Here is a 15,602-nt window from a genome sequence, read left to right as displayed (position 1 = left end):
GAGGGACGCAGAAGGATAGAAGAAGCGTGCGATTGGTTGTGCACGTCCAAGCAGTTAGGCTGATAAGTAGGCAAATCCGCTTATCGTAAAGGCTGAGCTGTGATGGGGAAGCTCCTTATGGAGCGAAGTCTTTGATTCCCCGCTGCCAAGAAAAGCTTCTAGCGAGATAAAAGGTGCCTGTACCGCAAACCGACACAGGTAGGCGAGGAGAGAATCCTAAGGTGTGCGAGAGAACTCTGGTTAAGGAACTCGGCAAAATGACCCCGTAACTTCGGGAGAAGGGGTGCTTTCTTAACGGAAAGCCGCAGTGAATAGGCCCAAGCGACTGTTTAGCAAAAACACAGCTCTCTGCGAAGCCGTAAGGCGAAGTATAGGGGGTGACACCTGCCCGGTGCTGGAAGGTTAAGGAGAGGGGTTAGCGTAAGCGAAGCTCTGAACTGAAGCCCCAGTAAACGGCGGCCGTAACTATAACGGTCCTAAGGTAGCGAAATTCCTTGTCGGGTAAGTTCCGACCCGCACGAAAGGTGTAACGATTTGGGCACTGTCTCAACCAGAGACTCGGTGAAATTATAGTACCTGTGAAGATGCAGGTTACCCGCGACAGGACGGAAAGACCCCGTGGAGCTTTACTGTAGCCTGATATTGAATTTTGGTACAGTTTGTACAGGATAGGCGGGAGCCATTGAAACCGGAGCGCTAGCTTCGGTGGAGGCGCTGGTGGGATACCGCCCTGACTGTATTGAAATTCTAACCTACGGGTCTTATCGACCCGGGAGACAGTGTCAGGTGGGCAGTTTGACTGGGGCGGTCGCCTCCTAAAGTGTAACGGAGGCGCCCAAAGGTTCCCTCAGAATGGTTGGAAATCATTCGTAGAGTGCAAAGGCATAAGGGAGCTTGACTGCGAGACCTACAAGTCGAGCAGGGACGAAAGTCGGGCTTAGTGATCCGGTGGTTCCGCATGGAAGGGCCATCGCTCAACGGATAAAAGCTACCCCGGGGATAACAGGCTTATCTCCCCCAAGAGTCCACATCGACGGGGAGGTTTGGCACCTCGATGTCGGCTCATCGCATCCTGGGGCTGTAGTCGGTCCCAAGGGTTGGGCTGTTCGCCCATTAAAGCGGTACGCGAGCTGGGTTCAGAACGTCGTGAGACAGTTCGGTCCCTATCCGTCGTGGGCGTAGGAAATTTGAGAGGAGCTGTCCTTAGTACGAGAGGACCGGGATGGACGCACCGCTGGTGTACCAGTTGTTCTGCCAAGGGCATAGCTGGGTAGCTATGTGCGGAAGGGATAAGTGCTGAAAGCATCTAAGCATGAAGCCCCCCTCAAGATGAGATTTCCCATAGCGTAAGCTAGTAAGATCCCTGAAAGATGATCAGGTTGATAGGTTCGAGGTGGAAGCATGGTGACATGTGGAGCTGACGAATACTAATAGATCGAGGACTTAACCATATAATATGTAGCAAATGTTATCTAGTTTTGAAGGAATATACCTTCAATAGTTTGGTGATGATGGCAGAGAGGTCACACCCGTTCCCATACCGAACACGGAAGTTAAGCTCTCTAGCGCCGATGGTAGTTGGGACCTTGTCCCTGTGAGAGTAGGACGTCGCCAAGCTATTTATATTGTCGCGGGGTGGAGCAGCACGGTAGCTCGTCGGGCTCATAACCCGAAGGTCGCAGGTTCAAATCCTGTCCCCGCAACCAAATGGTCCCGTGGTGTAGTGGTTAACATGCCTGCCTGTCACGCAGGAGATCGCCGGTTCGACCCCGGTCGGGACCGCCATTTCATATAAAGAAAAGAACGAAACAAGTTGTTTCGTATTTTTTTATTTGTTTTAACAAAAAACTAATAAAGACAGTCAAACTATCCTTAGGACAACTCCTAAGGACTTTTTTATATATTCAAAACCTGTATAATAAAGAGCAGAGAACATTGTGAGTAAAGTAGGTGAAGTCTGTGAGTAAATATGAAGTAACAACAAAATCTTCTGAGGAAACACAAAGGTTATCAGAAAAACTAGGTGAGCTCGTAGAGGCACAAGACGTAATTATTTTAGAAGGAGATCTTGGAGCTGGTAAGACGACTTTTACAAAGGGACTAGCAAAAGGTCTTGGAGTGAAAAGAGTTGTAAATAGTCCTACCTTTAATATCATCAAAGAATATAAAGGAAGATTACCGCTATATCATATGGACGTGTATCGCTTAGCAGAAAGTGAAGAGGACTTAGGCTTTGATGAATATTTCTACGGTGAAGGAATTACGGTAGTAGAATGGGCTCATTTAATAGAAGCATATTTACCGAATGAAAAGTTACAAATTAGTTTATTCCATGCTGGAGATGACACAAGAAAAATTATACTCGAGCCAATTGGAGATCGCTATATTAGATTATGTGAGGAGCTATTACAAGATGAAAGTACTAGCAATTGATACTTCAAATTACGTAATGGGTGTATCCCTTATTGAGGAAGGAAACGTAATTGGGGAAATCATTACAAATTTAGCAAAAAACCATTCTGTACGTCTTATGCCAGCTGTAGAGAAACTGTTAAAAGAGTGTGGCGTAAAACCGAAGGAATTAACTAAAATCGTTGTAGCTGCTGGACCTGGATCCTATACAGGTGTTCGTATAGGCGTGACAGCGGCGAAAACATTAGCTTGGTCACTTCAAATACCAATTGTAGGTGTATCAAGTTTAGAGGTAGTAGCTGCAAACGGTACTAACTTTAACGGGTTAATTTGTCCTTTATTTGATGGAAGACGTGGGCAAATTTATACTGGGTTATATACATATGAAGGAGAGCAGTTAACTTCAATAGAAGAAGACCGAATTATTCTTATTGTAGACTGGTTGCAAATGTTAAAAGATAAAGGACAGCCTGTTTTATTTATCGGTAACGATGTTAAATTGCATAAAGAAACAATTATAGAACATTTAGGTGATCAAGCTGTATTCGCTCCATTTACTAAAAATAACCCAAGACCAAGTGAGCTAGCATTCTTAGGATTACAAAAAGAAGAACAAGATGTGCATACGTTTGTTCCAAGCTATCTTCGTTTAGCTGAAGCTGAAACAAAGTGGTTAGAAAGTCAAAACAAGTAGGAGCTTGCAGAAGATGGATATGATATTTAGAAAGATGGAGCTTGATGATATTGCTCAAATTGTAGCTATTGAAGAAGCGTCTTTTTCAACTCCTTGGACTGCAGATGCCTTTCACCGTGAATTAACGATGAATGAACATGCACATTATATTGTGTTAGAAAAAGATGGTCGTGTAGTCGGGTATTGTGGATTGTGGATAATTATTGATGAATCACATATAACAAATATAGCTATTTTGCCAGAATACCGAGGTCAAAAGTTAGGAGATGCCCTATTGAAAGCAGTTATTTCTGAAGCGAAAGAACTAGGGGTAAAAACAATGACACTTGAAGTACGTGTATCAAATGAAGTAGCAAAGCAGTTATACAGAAAATACGGATTTCAAAATGGTGGGATTCGTAAACGATACTATGCAGACAATCAGGAAGATGGTCTCGTAATGTGGGTGAATATATAATGGAAAAAAATACGATTATACTTGGTATTGAAACAAGTTGTGATGAAACAGCAGTAGCAGTTGTTAAAAATGGAACGGAAATTATTGCGAATGTCGTTGCATCACAAATTGAAAGTCATAAACGTTTTGGCGGCGTTGTACCAGAGATTGCATCCCGTCATCATGTAGAAGAAATTACAGTTGTGTTAGAAGAAGCTTTAAAGGAAGCAAACATCACATTCGATGATATTGATGCAATTGCTGTAACAGAAGGTCCTGGTTTAGTAGGAGCACTTCTAATTGGAGTAAATGCAGCGAAGGCAGTAGCGTTTGCACATGATATTCCGTTAGTCGGTGTTCATCATATTGCTGGTCATATTTATGCGAACCGTTTAGTAAAAGAAGTTCAATTCCCGTTATTATCACTTGTTGTATCTGGTGGGCATACAGAACTTGTTTATATGAAAGAACATGGTTCATTCGAAGTAATTGGTGAAACACGAGACGATGCAGCTGGAGAAGCATATGATAAAGTAGCTCGTACGTTATCTATGCCATATCCAGGTGGTCCTCATATTGATCGCCTTGCACATGAAGGAGAACCGACAATTGATTTGCCTCGTGCATGGCTAGAACCGGATTCGTATGATTTTAGCTTTAGTGGATTGAAATCAGCAGTTATCAACACTGTGCATAACGCAAAACAGCGCGGTATAGAAATTGCACCAGAAGATTTAGCGGCAAGTTTCCAAGAAAGTGTAATAGATGTACTTGTAACGAAAGCAGCTCGTGCAGCAGAAGCTTATAATGTAAAGCAATTACTTCTTGCTGGTGGAGTAGCTGCTAATAAAGGACTTCGTGCGCGATTAGAAGAGGAATTTGCACAAAAAGAAAACATTGAATTAATTATTCCGCCGCTATCTTTATGCACAGATAATGCAGCGATGATTGCAGCGGCAGGGACAATTGCTTATGAACAAGGTAAGCGTGCAACATTAGCCTTAAATGCAAATCCAGGATTAGATATTGAAGCATAGTTATACACATAATTAACCACAGGTTGTGGATAAAACCCATATTATCTGTTGATAATGTGGGTTTTATTGTGTATATAAAATGTTGATAACTTTTTTACTGACTGTGGATAATGTGGAAAAGTTATTTTGATGTTTATTTTATAAAGGTGGATATGTGTATAAACTTGTGGATAAATAGGTTGATGTCAGACCTTTGAATTTGTTCTTTTTCGGGAAATAAAAAGCAAGAAGATATCCCCGAAAAACATTTTGAAACATCTCCCCATTATAGAAGATGCTAATATTGTCAATCTTTGTCGTTAAAAAGATATTTCGTGTCGAATTGTTAATATATATAGGGTTACAATAGATATATTTAAAAAATCGTTAGTATATTCTAAGTTACGATAGATATATTCAAAAAATTGTTTAAGTACTAAAAAAAGATGTCACATAGTCAAAAATCCTGACTTATGAGACATCTTCCTTATTTAAATATGCTTATACATGCAGCTCTTCCCATTCTGCCATACAAGTTTCAAGTTGTTCTTGTAGCGTTTGCTTTTTAGTTGTAATTTCACTAGCTTTTTCATAATCTGCATATATTTCTGGTAAGCAAAGTTGATCTTCTAACGTAGCAATTTCTTCTTCTAATTCCACTATACTTTGTTCTAGCTCTTCAATTTTTCTAGTGCGTTGACGCTCTAGTTTTTTACGCTCTTTTTCTTCTAAATAATTTAATTTCTCTTGTGCAATCACCTTTTGAACAGGAACGTCACTTTCTTGCTGTTCAAGTTCTGCACGTTCAATCATTTCATTTTTCTTTTCAACGTAGTAATCGTAATCCCCTAAATATTCCTGTGCACCTTCTGTTGATAACTCAACCACAGTTGTTGTTACACGGTTAATAAAGTAGCGGTCATGTGAGACGAATAGAAGAGTCCCTGGGTAATCAATTAAAGCATTCTCCAAAATCTCTTTACTATTTAAATCAAGGTGGTTCGTAGGCTCATCTAGAATTAACAAATTTGACTTTTGCATCATAAGTTTTGCAAGAGCTAATCGAGCTTTTTGTCCACCACTAAGGGAAGATACTGGTTTCAGTACATCATCTCCTGTGAATAAAAAATTCCCAAGTATAGTACGGATTTCTTTTTCCGGTTGCAGTGGATATTCATCCCATAGTTCATTTAAAACCCGTTTAGAAGATGTTAAGTTTGCTTGTTCTTGATCATAATAACCAACAGATACATTTGATCCGAAAGAAACATCACCATTTAATAGTGGTAACTTATTCACAATGGATTTTAACAATGTGGATTTCCCAATTCCGTTTGGACCAACTAAAGCAACACTATCTCCGCGAGTTAAGCGCATAGTTACATGTTCAATTATAGGGTTTCCATCATAGCCGATGGTTGCATCATTTACTTGTAAAACATCATTTCCACTTTGTTTTTCAATATCGAAGTGGAATGATGCTGACTTAGAATCCCCTAATGGTCTCGTTAATAATTCCATTCTGTCTAGTTGTTTACGGCGACTTTGAGCACGTTTCGTTGTAGAAGCGCGAGCTATATTCTTTTGAACGAAGTCCTCAAGTTTTGCGATTTCATCTTGTTGTTTTTCGTAACGTTTCATTTCTTGCTCATATAATGCTGATTTTAAGTCTAAATATTTACTGTAGTTACCAACAAATCGTCTGCTTTCTTTATTCGAAATTTCATATACTTGTGTAACGAGTTTGTCTAAGAAATAACGGTCATGTGAGACGATTAATATTGCGCCAGGATAACCTTGCAAATATTGCTCAAGCCATGTTAATGTTTCGATGTCTAAATGGTTTGTAGGCTCGTCCAAAATAAGTAAGTCTGGTTTTGTTAATAATAATTTCCCGAGAGCTAATCTTGTTTTTTGCCCGCCGCTTAAAGTAGAGATCGTCGTCTGGTGCGTTTCAACTGGGAAGCCAAGGCCGCTTAAAATGGAGCGAATATCCGCTTCATATTGATATCCACCTTGATCTTTATAATTGAGTTGTAGTTGGTCATAATCAGCTAACAATCTTTCATATGTAGCTTCGTTTGAAAAGTTTTCTTCTTTTCCCATTTCTTGCTCAAGCCTTCGAAGTTTTGTCTCCATTTGCTGTAAGTGGGTAAAGACGGTTAGCATTTCATCCCAAATTGTTAAAGACGTTTCTAGTCCAGTATTTTGAGCTAAATATCCGATTGAGACATCTTTCGGTTTTATAATTTCGCCACCATCATGAGATAATTCACCAGCGATAATTTTTAATAATGTAGATTTTCCTGCTCCATTCCTTCCAACTAATGCGATACGATCTTTTGTTTGTACTTCCAATTTTATGTTTGCAAGAATCGTTTCTGCACCGTATAATTTCGAAAGCGCGTTTACTTGTAATAAAATCAATGTTTTCACCTCAAATAATTTCTTAACTTTGCCATGTTTATATTTCTCAATCATACTAAAAATAGTGTATAGTTTAAAATAAAGAGAGAATACTTCTTCTCTTTATTATACAAGGAATTTAATGAGTGCTAAACTTCTGTATTTGATTAAAGTATATGAATAAAGATAGGAAGAGAGGAGAGGTCATATGGATCAGCAAAAGATTCCACAAGCCACTGCTAAAAGATTGCCTCTATACTATCGATTTATCCAAAACTTATCTCTTTCTGGTAAGCAGCGTGTTTCATCGGCCGAATTGAGTGAGGCAGTAAAAGTAGATTCCGCAACAATACGAAGAGATTTTTCGTATTTTGGAGCGTTAGGGAAAAAGGGATATGGATATAACGTAAATTATTTATTATCATTTTTCCGCGAAACACTTGATCAAGATGATATAACACGTGTAGCACTTATTGGAGTAGGTAATTTAGGGACCGCTTTCTTACATTATAATTTCACGAAAAACAATAATACAAAAATTGAAATGGCATTTGATGTTAGTGAAGAGAAAGTTGGAACAGAAATCGGGGGCATTCCTGTATATCATTTAGATGAATTAGAAGAGAGATTATCAAATGATATACAAGTGGCAATATTAACAGTACCGGCTACAGTAGCACAAGCTGTAGCAGATAGATTAGCTGAAACAAGCGTGCACGGTATTTTGAATTTCACACCAGCGCGATTAAACGTATCAGAGAATATTAGAATTCATCATATTGACTTAGCTGTAGAGTTACAAACATTAGTTTACTTTTTGAAAAACTATCCACAATAAAACGCAGAGGAAGCGACCTCTGCGTTTTATTATTGTTTCTTCTTTGTGAATTTAACTAATATAAGGCGAAGTGCCAAATTAAAATCAATTGTTGCCATAACTGCAAATAGTATTGTCCACATATTCCAGATTGTATCTGTCACGTTCGTAATGGCGAAGCGTGTAAAGATACATCCAAGAAGGAAGTATAGTGCAGCCATGAACAATGGTGAGTTTCTCATACAAAAAATCCTCCGATAAAGCCTTGCATTTTTTCAGCTTCTTTAATCATTTCTTGAATTTGTTCATTGCTCATAAAAATTTGCCCAATAGCGACTAATGTATTCATCGCAACATGAGCTGCAATCGGAACGATAATACGTTTCGTCTTCACATATAAGAAGGCGAATACGAGCCCCATAGCAGTGTATACCAATAAGTGAGTAAAATCAAAATGAATTGTTGCGAATACAAGCGAACTAATGATAGCTGCGATAAAGAAGTTAAACTTCTTATAAAGCGTGCCGAATAGAATTTTTCTAAATACGATTTCTTCTAAGATAGGTCCAATTATAGATACAACAATAAGGAACCAAGGTATCGTTCTTGCGATGTCCATCAGTCTGTCTGTATTCTCAGATCCACGTGGAACCCCAAATACATACATTTCAATCATACCTGCAATGGATTGTGAGATGATTGCTAAGAAGAACCCGATAAAAATCCATCCAATAGTAGCTGGAACAGAAGAGCGCATTGGATCTAAATGCCTGTCACGAATATCTGTTCTAAGTAACCAAAGCACGATACATAATGCAATAAAGAAGCTAATGATTGCCCAGTGTCCCGTTATGATTTGTCCTTTTTCTTCAATGGTAAATCCTCTATTATCATAGAGTCCTGTTTTTAGGAGAAGTGGTAATCCAACAACGCCAGATAACTGCATTAAAATGTATGTAATGATAATCCACCAGTATTGTTTCTTCAAATGGTTTAACCATCCTTTCTAACTATAGTGTATGAGATAAGTTAGGATAACATGTAAATATGCTACCTACGATATAAACCTCTTGAATTATGTTTTTTTCGTAAATCCTTATTTGAAATTATAATAGAAGACAGGAGAAAGTTGTATGTGTAGCGAAAACAACTTAGGGTGTCCTTTCATATTGTAACATACGAGCAGTGGAAACAACGATTCATATAGTAAAGGCAGTATTGTATATAGAAAGTTTATATAGTGATTTGCGAAAAAATTATGATTTTTTTACTTGCAAAAGAAATTGAGATTATTTATTATTATAAGTGTGTTAGCACTCGGATGACTTGGGTGCTAATAAAAGAAATTTACATAACAAAATGAGGAGGTTATTGTTCATGCTAAAGCCATTAGGTGATCGCGTTGTAATTGAGCTTGTTCAAGCAGAAGAAAAAACAGCAAGTGGTATCGTATTACCAGATACTGCAAAAGAAAAACCACAAGAGGGTAAAGTTGTTGCAGTAGGTACTGGTCGAGTGCTTGAGAATGGTGAGCGTGTTGCTTTAGAGGTAGCAGCAGGTGATCTTATCATCTTCTCAAAATATGCAGGTACTGAAGTGAAATATGAAGGTACAGACTACTTGATTTTACGTGAAAGTGACATTTTAGCAGTTATCGGTTAATTATATAAATCTTAAAAAATCCAAGGGGGTCAATTATTATGGCAAAAGATATTAAATTTAGTGAAGAAGCACGTCGTTCGATGCTTCGCGGTGTCGACACTCTTGCAAACGCAGTAAAAGTTACGCTTGGACCAAAAGGTCGTAACGTTGTACTTGAGAAAAAATTTGGTTCACCACTTATTACAAATGATGGTGTAACAATCGCAAAAGAAATCGAATTAGAAGATGCATTCGAAAACATGGGTGCGAAATTAGTAGCAGAAGTTGCTAGCAAAACAAATGACGTAGCTGGTGACGGAACAACAACTGCAACTGTATTAGCGCAAGCTATGATTCGTGAAGGTCTTAAAAACGTAACAGCTGGTGCGAACCCAATGGGTCTTCGTAAAGGTATCGAAAAAGCTGTTACTGCTGCAATTGAAGAATTAAAAACGATTTCTAAACCAATCGAAGGCAAATCTTCTATCGCACAAGTAGCTGCTATTTCTGCAGCTGACGAAGAAGTAGGTCAATTAATCGCTGAAGCAATGGAGCGCGTTGGTAACGACGGCGTTATTACTTTAGAAGAGTCTAAAGGATTTACAACAGAATTAGACGTAGTAGAAGGTATGCAATTTGATCGTGGCTATGCATCTCCTTACATGATTACTGATTCTGACAAAATGGAAGCAGTTCTTGATAACCCATATATCTTAATTACTGACAAAAAGATTTCTAACATTCAAGAAATCTTACCAGTATTAGAGCAAGTGGTACAACAAGGTAAACCACTTCTTATCATTGCTGAAGATGTAGAAGGCGAAGCATTAGCTACATTAGTAGTGAACAAACTTCGTGGTACATTCAATGTAGTAGCTGTTAAAGCTCCTGGATTTGGTGACCGTCGTAAAGCAATGCTAGAAGATATCGCAATCTTAACTGGTGGCGAAGTGATCACTGAAGAATTAGGCCGTGACTTAAAATCTGCTACAGTTGAATCTTTAGGACGCGCTGGTAAAGTTGTTGTTACAAAAGAAAACACAACTGTAGTTGAAGGTGTAGGAAGCACAGAACAAATCGAAGCTCGCATCGGTCAAATCCGTGCGCAATTAGAAGAAACAACTTCTGAATTCGATCGCGAAAAATTACAAGAGCGTCTTGCTAAACTAGCAGGTGGCGTAGCAGTAATTAAAGTAGGTGCAGCAACTGAAACTGAGTTAAAAGAGCGCAAACTTCGCATTGAAGATGCACTTAACTCAACTCGTGCAGCAGTAGAAGAAGGTATCGTTGCAGGTGGTGGTACTTCACTTATGAACGTATACACAAAAGTAGCTTCTATCGTAGCTGAAGGCGACGAAGCAACAGGTATCAACATCGTACTTCGCGCACTAGAAGAGCCAGTTCGTCAAATCGCAATCAACGCTGGTCTAGAAGGATCTGTAGTTGTAGAGCGTCTAAAAGGCGAAAAAGTAGGCGTTGGTTTCAACGCAGCTACTGGCGAATGGGTTAACATGCTTGAGTCTGGTATCGTAGATCCAGCTAAAGTAACTCGTTCTGCACTTCAAAACGCAGCATCTGTTGCAGCTATGTTCTTAACAACTGAAGCTGTAGTAGCTGACAAGCCAGAACCAAATGCACCAGCAATGCCTGACATGGGCGGCATGGGCATGGGCGGCATGGGCGGTATGGGCGGAATGATGTAATTCCGTTTGTCCTAAAAAACATCCATTTCTATATAGAAATGGATGTTTTTTTATGTTTTTTAGAAAAGGAAATGAATTTCTGTAGAATTTTGTCGCTTTCTCTCTTGACCATATTGATACTTCATTGTTAGAATCTAGGAAGATAATATAAAACGATCCTTCATATATCCTCAATGATATGGTTTGAGAGTCTCTACCGGGTTACCGTAAACAACCTGACTATGAAGGCAGTGTGTCTTATATTTATAAAGAGCGGAGACTATCTTTCTTTATAAAGCCAGACCCCTGCCTTTTCTTTGTTATGAGACTAGAGGCGGAGGACTGGCTTTTTTTATTATATTGGTAATGCTTTTCGCCAAATTGGTGAAAATATTTATATACGAGAACTAACGTTGGGGTGATTATTTTGAAGAAACAACACGATACAATTATCGTTTTAGATTTTGGAAGTCAATACAATCAGTTAATAGCACGTCGAATTCGTGAGTTCGGTGTATACAGTGAACTTCATCCACATACAATTACTGCAGAAGAAATTAAAGCAATGAATCCAAAAGGGATTATTTTCTCTGGTGGGCCAAATAGCGTATACGGTGAAGGTGCATTACATTGTGATGAAAAAATCTTTGAACTAGGTTTACCAATCTTCGGTATTTGTTACGGTATGCAGCTTATGACGCAACAATTCGGTGGTAAAGTAGAGCGTGCAAATCACCGTGAGTACGGAAAAGCTGTTCTTAAAGTAGAGAACGAATCAAAATTATATGCGAACCTTCCAGAAGAGCAAGTTGTATGGATGAGCCATGGCGACTTAGTAACTGGTTTACCTGAAGGATTCGTAGTAGATGCAACAAGTGAGTCTTGCCCAATTGCTGGTATGAGCAATGAAGCGAAAAACTTATACGGTGTACAATTCCACCCAGAAGTACGTCACTCTGAGCACGGTAACGATTTAATTAAAAACTTCGTATTCGGTGTATGTGGTTGTTCTGAAGGATGGAACATGGAGAACTTTATTGAAGTAGAATTAGAAAAGATTCGTGAAACTGTTGGAGACAAAAAAGTACTATGCGCACTTAGTGGCGGTGTAGACTCTTCTGTTGTAGCAGTATTAATTCATAAAGCAATTGGTGATCAATTAACATGTATTTTCGTTGACCACGGTTTACTTCGTAAAGGTGAAGCAGAAGGCGTTATGAAAACATTTAGCGAAGGCTTCCATATGAACGTTATTAAAGTGGATGCAAGAGACCGCTTCATGGACAAGTTAAAAGGTGTAGAAGATCCAGAACAAAAACGTAAAATCATCGGTAACGAATTCATTTACGTATTTGATGATGAAGCGTCAAAATTACAAGGTATGGACTTCTTAGCGCAAGGTACACTTTACACAGATATCGTTGAGAGTGGTACAGCAACTGCGCAAACAATTAAATCTCACCATAACGTTGGTGGACTTCCAGAAGACATGCAGTTCAAATTAATTGAGCCTTTAAACACGTTATTTAAAGACGAAGTACGTGTATTAGGATCTGAATTAGGAATTCCTGATGAAATCGTATGGCGTCAACCATTCCCAGGACCGGGTCTTGGTATTCGTGTATTAGGTGAAATCACAGAAGAGAAATTAGAAATCGTTCGTGAATCTGATGCGATTTTACGTGAAGAAATTATTAAAGCGGGCTTAGACCGTGAAATCTGGCAATACTTCACTGCGCTTCCTGGTATGCGTAGCGTAGGTGTTATGGGTGACGAGCGTACTTACGATTACACAGTAGGTATCCGTGCGGTAACATCTATCGACGGTATGACAGCTGACTGGGCACGTATCCCTTGGGACGTATTAGAGAAAATCTCTGTACGTATCGTAAACGAAGTAAAACACGTTAACCGTATCGTGTATGATGTAACGAGTAAGCCACCAGCAACTATTGAGTGGGAATAGTATTATAAAAAGCTAAGAACATTGAAGTACCACGCTTTTAAATGATATTTTTAGAAGCGTGGTACTCATATGGAACTTTTTTGTTCCATTAAGTTATTTAGCTTCTTTGCGACAGCATCATGCTTGTTTGGATACAGATGAGAATAGACTTGCAATGTTGTCTCAATTTTTTCATGACCTAACCTTTCTGATATTAATAATGGGCTATAACCTAATTCAATTAGAAGAGATGCGTGTGAATGTCTAAGATCGTGCACACGTATCTTTTTTATATTAGCTTTTTTTATTCCTCTTCTTAATTCATATAACACATAGTACTTAGAACAATCAAATAGAAAATCGTTATGCTTAGGTTTGTATAATTTGTTTTTATATTTTATAATCAATTCACTTAGTGCTAAAGGAATGTGAATAATTCTTTTACTCTTTGGTGTTTTTGGAGGATTTATGACAGTTGTACCATTCACCTTCTGGAGTGATTTTGTAATGGAAATTGTGTTACTTAATAAATCTATATCTTTCCATTGCAGTCCTAATAACTCTCCTGAACGAATTCCTGTCCAAAAAAGTATAGAGAATATAACTTTACTTTCTTCTTTGTCTAATTGGTCATAGAATAAATTGAATTCCTCTAACGTCCAAAAATTCATAGAATCAGCCTGTTTCTTTCCTATAGCGCCAACTACCTTTGAGGGATTGACAGATAGTCCGTAAAATTTTACAGCGAAATTGAGTATCGCATTTAATTGGTTATTAATTGTTTTTAGATATGTTTGGCTAAATCCTTGAGAAATTAGGTTGTTTTGCCACTTTCGTATATGCATGGGTTTGATTTCATTTATAGCAATTTTTGAAAAGAATGGTAGTATTCTTGAATTAATAACATATTTTTTATTTTCGAAAGTATTTGGTCTAATGCGATGAACTATATCTTCCATATATAATTCAACTAGGCTAGAGAAACTCATATCGCTACTTTCGTTATGTTTTTTATGAAATTCTTTTTCCCACGCGACAGCATCGTTCTTTTTTTTGAAACCTCGTTTTTTTTTCTGCTTTTTGTTTCCTTCGTAGTCGCGATAAACGATTTTTACATAGTATGTTCCTCTTTCTTTGTCTTTATAGATAGGCATCCTTTCATAACTCCTTCCACATAAGTTTAAAAGTCAAATGTTTTATATTTCATGAACTGTTTAGGAATTCCATAAACACCTGCGATTTGTTCTATGGTGTATCCAGAACGGAGATAATTATAAACTTCATTATCGGGCAACAATAATTCAACAGCAAAAGTATTCGCTTCCATTTCTAATTTATCTGTGGAAAAGAGTGTATTCCTACTAAGAAAAGCGGTATCTTCGTTAGTGTGTCTAACAGCATGGCCTAATTCATGGGCGCAGACATACATTTGGATAAATTCTTAATTGATATGAATAAGTTGAACACGTCGACAGTAATGATAGTAGCCATAAATATGTTGTAAATCTTCAAATATTAATTCGATGTTTCTTTCTTTAGCTATTTTAAATGGATTGTTTGTGCCGTGTTCTTTTGCTAGATCTAGTGCATGTTGTTTTATGTTATTCTTCAATCCCAAGTCCTCCCTAATTCCTGAATTTTTTAGGAGTAAATTTCTTCTTAGCTATTTCTCGTGCTAAAAGCATCGAACGTTCAAGTGAATCTTTTAATACCATCTTTGTAGCTTCATCAAGTGGTTCGCCATCGAAAGCGGCAAAACCATTTTTGTCATCCCCTAACCCCTCTAACATTTTTTCTAATTGTTTAGCAATGTCTTTTTTGTCTTTTTCAGTTATTTGATAATATTTTTGGCCTGGTTGAGTTTTCCTGATAAATTTGTCTACATCATAACCCATTAACCAAGTAGGGTTTATACCAAATTGTTTTGCTATAACTTCTATAGTAGTTAGTTTTGGTGCCATTTTACCACTACAATATCGGGATACGGTGGCTGCCGAAAGATTAATCCTTTCCGAAAGAGTATAAATTGTTTGGTCATTCTCAAACATGATTTCTTTTAATCTGATAGGGAATATTTCTTTATTTAAAAGTTGTTTTTGTTCCATTTACGTAACAACCTCCTTTTTCGATAGTATAAACAAGTTTGTTACAAAACGCAACAACAACGGAGGGGGAATTGATAAAAATGTTACGAAACGTATTGACAGTTATTTTTTTTAGGAGTATTCTATGGATGTGTTGCGAAACGTAACAAGAGCGGTGATTTATAAAAAAGGGAGGGGTGATTATATGAACAAAAGACGTAAGTATCCAGAATTAAAAGCATTAAAAGGGAAAATAAGAGAAAAGAATTCTAGTTATAGGAAATTAGCTGAAGCATTAGATATAAGTCCAACTACCTTGAATGATAAGATCAATGGTTACTCAGTGTTTGATACAGAAGAAGTGAATAAAATTGTAAATGAGTTAAAAATAGAACCAAATGAGGTAATTCGAATTTTTTTTCCTCGCATGTTGCGTTTCGTAACTTACGGTATTACTTAATGAGGTGTG

The 15,602-nt window shown here is 37.9% G+C and carries 16 protein-coding genes, 2 tRNA genes, 2 rRNA genes and 1 riboswitch (1 of these 21 only partly in view); of the genes, 13 read left to right on the top strand and 7 right to left on the bottom strand.

What is annotated here, in order from left to right:
- From AC3WVZ_RS25490 to tsaD, 8 genes are all read left to right on the top strand, one after another.
- Positions 1-1,451: ribosomal RNA gene (locus AC3WVZ_RS25490) — 23S ribosomal RNA — on the top strand (it extends 1,471 nt beyond the left edge of the window).
- Between the two features lie 50 nt (positions 1,452-1,501).
- Positions 1,502-1,617, top strand: a 5S ribosomal RNA gene (gene rrf / locus AC3WVZ_RS25485).
- 12 nt (positions 1,618-1,629) lie between these two features.
- Positions 1,630-1,706, top strand: a tRNA-Met gene (locus AC3WVZ_RS25480).
- 3 nt (positions 1,707-1,709) lie between these two features.
- Positions 1,710-1,785: transfer RNA gene (locus AC3WVZ_RS25475), tRNA-Asp, on the top strand.
- A 174-nt stretch (positions 1,786-1,959) separates the two neighbouring features.
- Positions 1,960-2,433, top strand: coding sequence for a tRNA (adenosine(37)-N6)-threonylcarbamoyltransferase complex ATPase subunit type 1 TsaE (gene tsaE, locus AC3WVZ_RS25470; RefSeq protein WP_000049642.1), 474 nt, complete (start codon positions 1,960-1,962; stop codon positions 2,431-2,433).
- Positions 2,414-3,106, top strand: a complete 693-nt coding sequence (gene tsaB, locus AC3WVZ_RS25465; protein ID WP_233935599.1) for a tRNA (adenosine(37)-N6)-threonylcarbamoyltransferase complex dimerization subunit type 1 TsaB — start codon at positions 2,414-2,416, stop codon at positions 3,104-3,106. Before tsaE ends, tsaB begins: the two co-directional genes overlap by 20 nt.
- Positions 3,107-3,119: 13 nt before the next feature.
- On the top strand, positions 3,120-3,563 hold the full coding sequence (rimI, locus tag AC3WVZ_RS25460; protein ID WP_000367190.1) for a ribosomal protein S18-alanine N-acetyltransferase: 444 nt from the start codon (positions 3,120-3,122) through the stop codon (positions 3,561-3,563).
- Positions 3,563-4,579, top strand: coding sequence for a tRNA (adenosine(37)-N6)-threonylcarbamoyltransferase complex transferase subunit TsaD (gene tsaD, locus AC3WVZ_RS25455; RefSeq protein ID WP_000414585.1), 1,017 nt, complete (start codon positions 3,563-3,565; stop codon positions 4,577-4,579). Before rimI ends, tsaD begins: the two co-directional genes overlap by 1 nt.
- Positions 4,580-5,059: 480 nt before the next feature.
- Here tsaD and AC3WVZ_RS25450 read toward each other — a convergent pair whose 3' ends face one another.
- Complete coding sequence (locus AC3WVZ_RS25450) at positions 5,060-6,985, bottom strand: ABC-F family ATP-binding cassette domain-containing protein (RefSeq protein ID WP_208105341.1); 1,926 nt, start codon at positions 6,983-6,985, stop codon at positions 5,060-5,062.
- Between the two features lie 187 nt (positions 6,986-7,172).
- Here AC3WVZ_RS25450 and AC3WVZ_RS25445 point away from each other — a divergent pair, with 187 nt between their 5' ends.
- Positions 7,173-7,802 (top strand): redox-sensing transcriptional repressor Rex, encoded by a 630-nt coding sequence (locus AC3WVZ_RS25445; protein WP_000372699.1) that lies wholly within the window; start codon positions 7,173-7,175, stop codon positions 7,800-7,802.
- 29 nt (positions 7,803-7,831) lie between these two features.
- Here AC3WVZ_RS25445 and AC3WVZ_RS25440 read toward each other — a convergent pair whose 3' ends face one another.
- Positions 7,832-8,023, bottom strand: a complete 192-nt coding sequence (locus AC3WVZ_RS25440) for a YdiK family protein (RefSeq protein ID WP_001246201.1) — start codon at positions 8,021-8,023, stop codon at positions 7,832-7,834.
- Positions 8,020-8,769: a CPBP family intramembrane glutamic endopeptidase gene (locus AC3WVZ_RS25435; RefSeq protein WP_000745314.1), complete on the bottom strand. Its 750-nt coding sequence runs from the start codon at positions 8,767-8,769 to the stop codon at positions 8,020-8,022. Before AC3WVZ_RS25435 ends, AC3WVZ_RS25440 begins: the two co-directional genes overlap by 4 nt.
- Positions 8,770-9,158: 389 nt before the next feature.
- Here AC3WVZ_RS25435 and groES point away from each other — a divergent pair, with 389 nt between their 5' ends.
- From groES to guaA, 3 genes are all read left to right on the top strand, one after another.
- Entirely contained in the window at positions 9,159-9,443 is a 285-nt protein-coding gene (gene groES / locus AC3WVZ_RS25430) for a co-chaperone GroES (RefSeq protein ID WP_000917311.1), read from the top strand.
- Between the two features lie 38 nt (positions 9,444-9,481).
- Entirely contained in the window at positions 9,482-11,125 is a 1,644-nt protein-coding gene (groL, locus tag AC3WVZ_RS25425) for a chaperonin GroEL (protein ID WP_006920745.1), read from the top strand.
- 140 nt (positions 11,126-11,265) lie between these two features.
- Positions 11,266-11,367: riboswitch (purine riboswitch) on the top strand.
- 164 nt (positions 11,368-11,531) lie between these two features.
- Entirely contained in the window at positions 11,532-13,070 is a 1,539-nt protein-coding gene (gene guaA, locus AC3WVZ_RS25420; protein WP_000743924.1) for a glutamine-hydrolyzing GMP synthase, read from the top strand.
- Between the two features lie 65 nt (positions 13,071-13,135).
- On the opposite strand, the gene AC3WVZ_RS25415 is transcribed toward guaA, so the two are convergent.
- From AC3WVZ_RS25415 to AC3WVZ_RS25400, 4 genes are read right to left on the bottom strand one after another with little or no spacing between them, the layout of a single operon-like run.
- Positions 13,136-14,203 carry a tyrosine-type recombinase/integrase gene (locus AC3WVZ_RS25415; protein WP_233935597.1) on the bottom strand — a complete coding sequence of 356 codons (1,068 nt, stop codon included), beginning with the start codon at positions 14,201-14,203 and terminating at the stop codon, positions 13,136-13,138.
- Between the two features lie 26 nt (positions 14,204-14,229).
- Positions 14,230-14,478, bottom strand: a complete 249-nt coding sequence (locus AC3WVZ_RS25410; protein WP_425594296.1) for an ImmA/IrrE family metallo-endopeptidase — start codon at positions 14,476-14,478, stop codon at positions 14,230-14,232.
- Between the two features lie 12 nt (positions 14,479-14,490).
- A complete protein-coding gene (locus AC3WVZ_RS25405) occupies positions 14,491-14,661 on the bottom strand; it encodes a hypothetical protein (RefSeq protein WP_425594295.1) in 171 nt (56 codons plus the stop codon).
- A 13-nt stretch (positions 14,662-14,674) separates the two neighbouring features.
- Positions 14,675-15,154, bottom strand: coding sequence for a helix-turn-helix domain-containing protein (locus tag AC3WVZ_RS25400; protein WP_233935595.1), 480 nt, complete (start codon positions 15,152-15,154; stop codon positions 14,675-14,677).
- A 184-nt stretch (positions 15,155-15,338) separates the two neighbouring features.
- On the opposite strand from AC3WVZ_RS25400, the gene AC3WVZ_RS25395 reads away from it, so the two are divergent.
- Positions 15,339-15,593 (top strand): DUF739 family protein, encoded by a 255-nt coding sequence (locus AC3WVZ_RS25395; protein WP_233935594.1) that lies wholly within the window; start codon positions 15,339-15,341, stop codon positions 15,591-15,593.
- Positions 15,594-15,602 lie beyond the last annotated feature (9 nt).

The organism is Bacillus sp. CPT56D-587-MTF, assembly GCF_058792335.1.
Note: the sequence above shows the minus strand (reverse complement) of the source record. Positions and strands in the feature narration are given on the sequence as shown.

Bases quoted from the DNA above. Each gene is read 5' to 3' on its own strand.
- AC3WVZ_RS25400 (WP_233935595.1), bottom strand. From the start codon at position 15,154: ATGGAACAAAAACAACTTTTAAATAAAGAAATATTCCCTATCAGATTA.
- AC3WVZ_RS25395 (WP_233935594.1), top strand. From the start codon at position 15,339: ATGAACAAAAGACGTAAGTATCCAGAATTAAAAGCATTAAAAGGGAAA.
- tsaB (WP_233935599.1), top strand. From the start codon at position 2,414: ATGAAAGTACTAGCAATTGATACTTCAAATTACGTAATGGGTGTATCC.
- rimI (WP_000367190.1), top strand. From the start codon at position 3,120: ATGGATATGATATTTAGAAAGATGGAGCTTGATGATATTGCTCAAATT.
- groL (WP_006920745.1), top strand. From the start codon at position 9,482: ATGGCAAAAGATATTAAATTTAGTGAAGAAGCACGTCGTTCGATGCTT.
- AC3WVZ_RS25445 (WP_000372699.1), top strand. From the start codon at position 7,173: ATGGATCAGCAAAAGATTCCACAAGCCACTGCTAAAAGATTGCCTCTA.
- AC3WVZ_RS25410 (WP_425594296.1), bottom strand. From the start codon at position 14,478: ATGTATGTCTGCGCCCATGAATTAGGCCATGCTGTTAGACACACTAAC.
- tsaD (WP_000414585.1), top strand. From the start codon at position 3,563: ATGGAAAAAAATACGATTATACTTGGTATTGAAACAAGTTGTGATGAA.
- groES (WP_000917311.1), top strand. From the start codon at position 9,159: ATGCTAAAGCCATTAGGTGATCGCGTTGTAATTGAGCTTGTTCAAGCA.
- AC3WVZ_RS25415 (WP_233935597.1), bottom strand. From the start codon at position 14,203: ATGCCTATCTATAAAGACAAAGAAAGAGGAACATACTATGTAAAAATC.
- AC3WVZ_RS25440 (WP_001246201.1), bottom strand. From the start codon at position 8,023: ATGAGAAACTCACCATTGTTCATGGCTGCACTATACTTCCTTCTTGGA.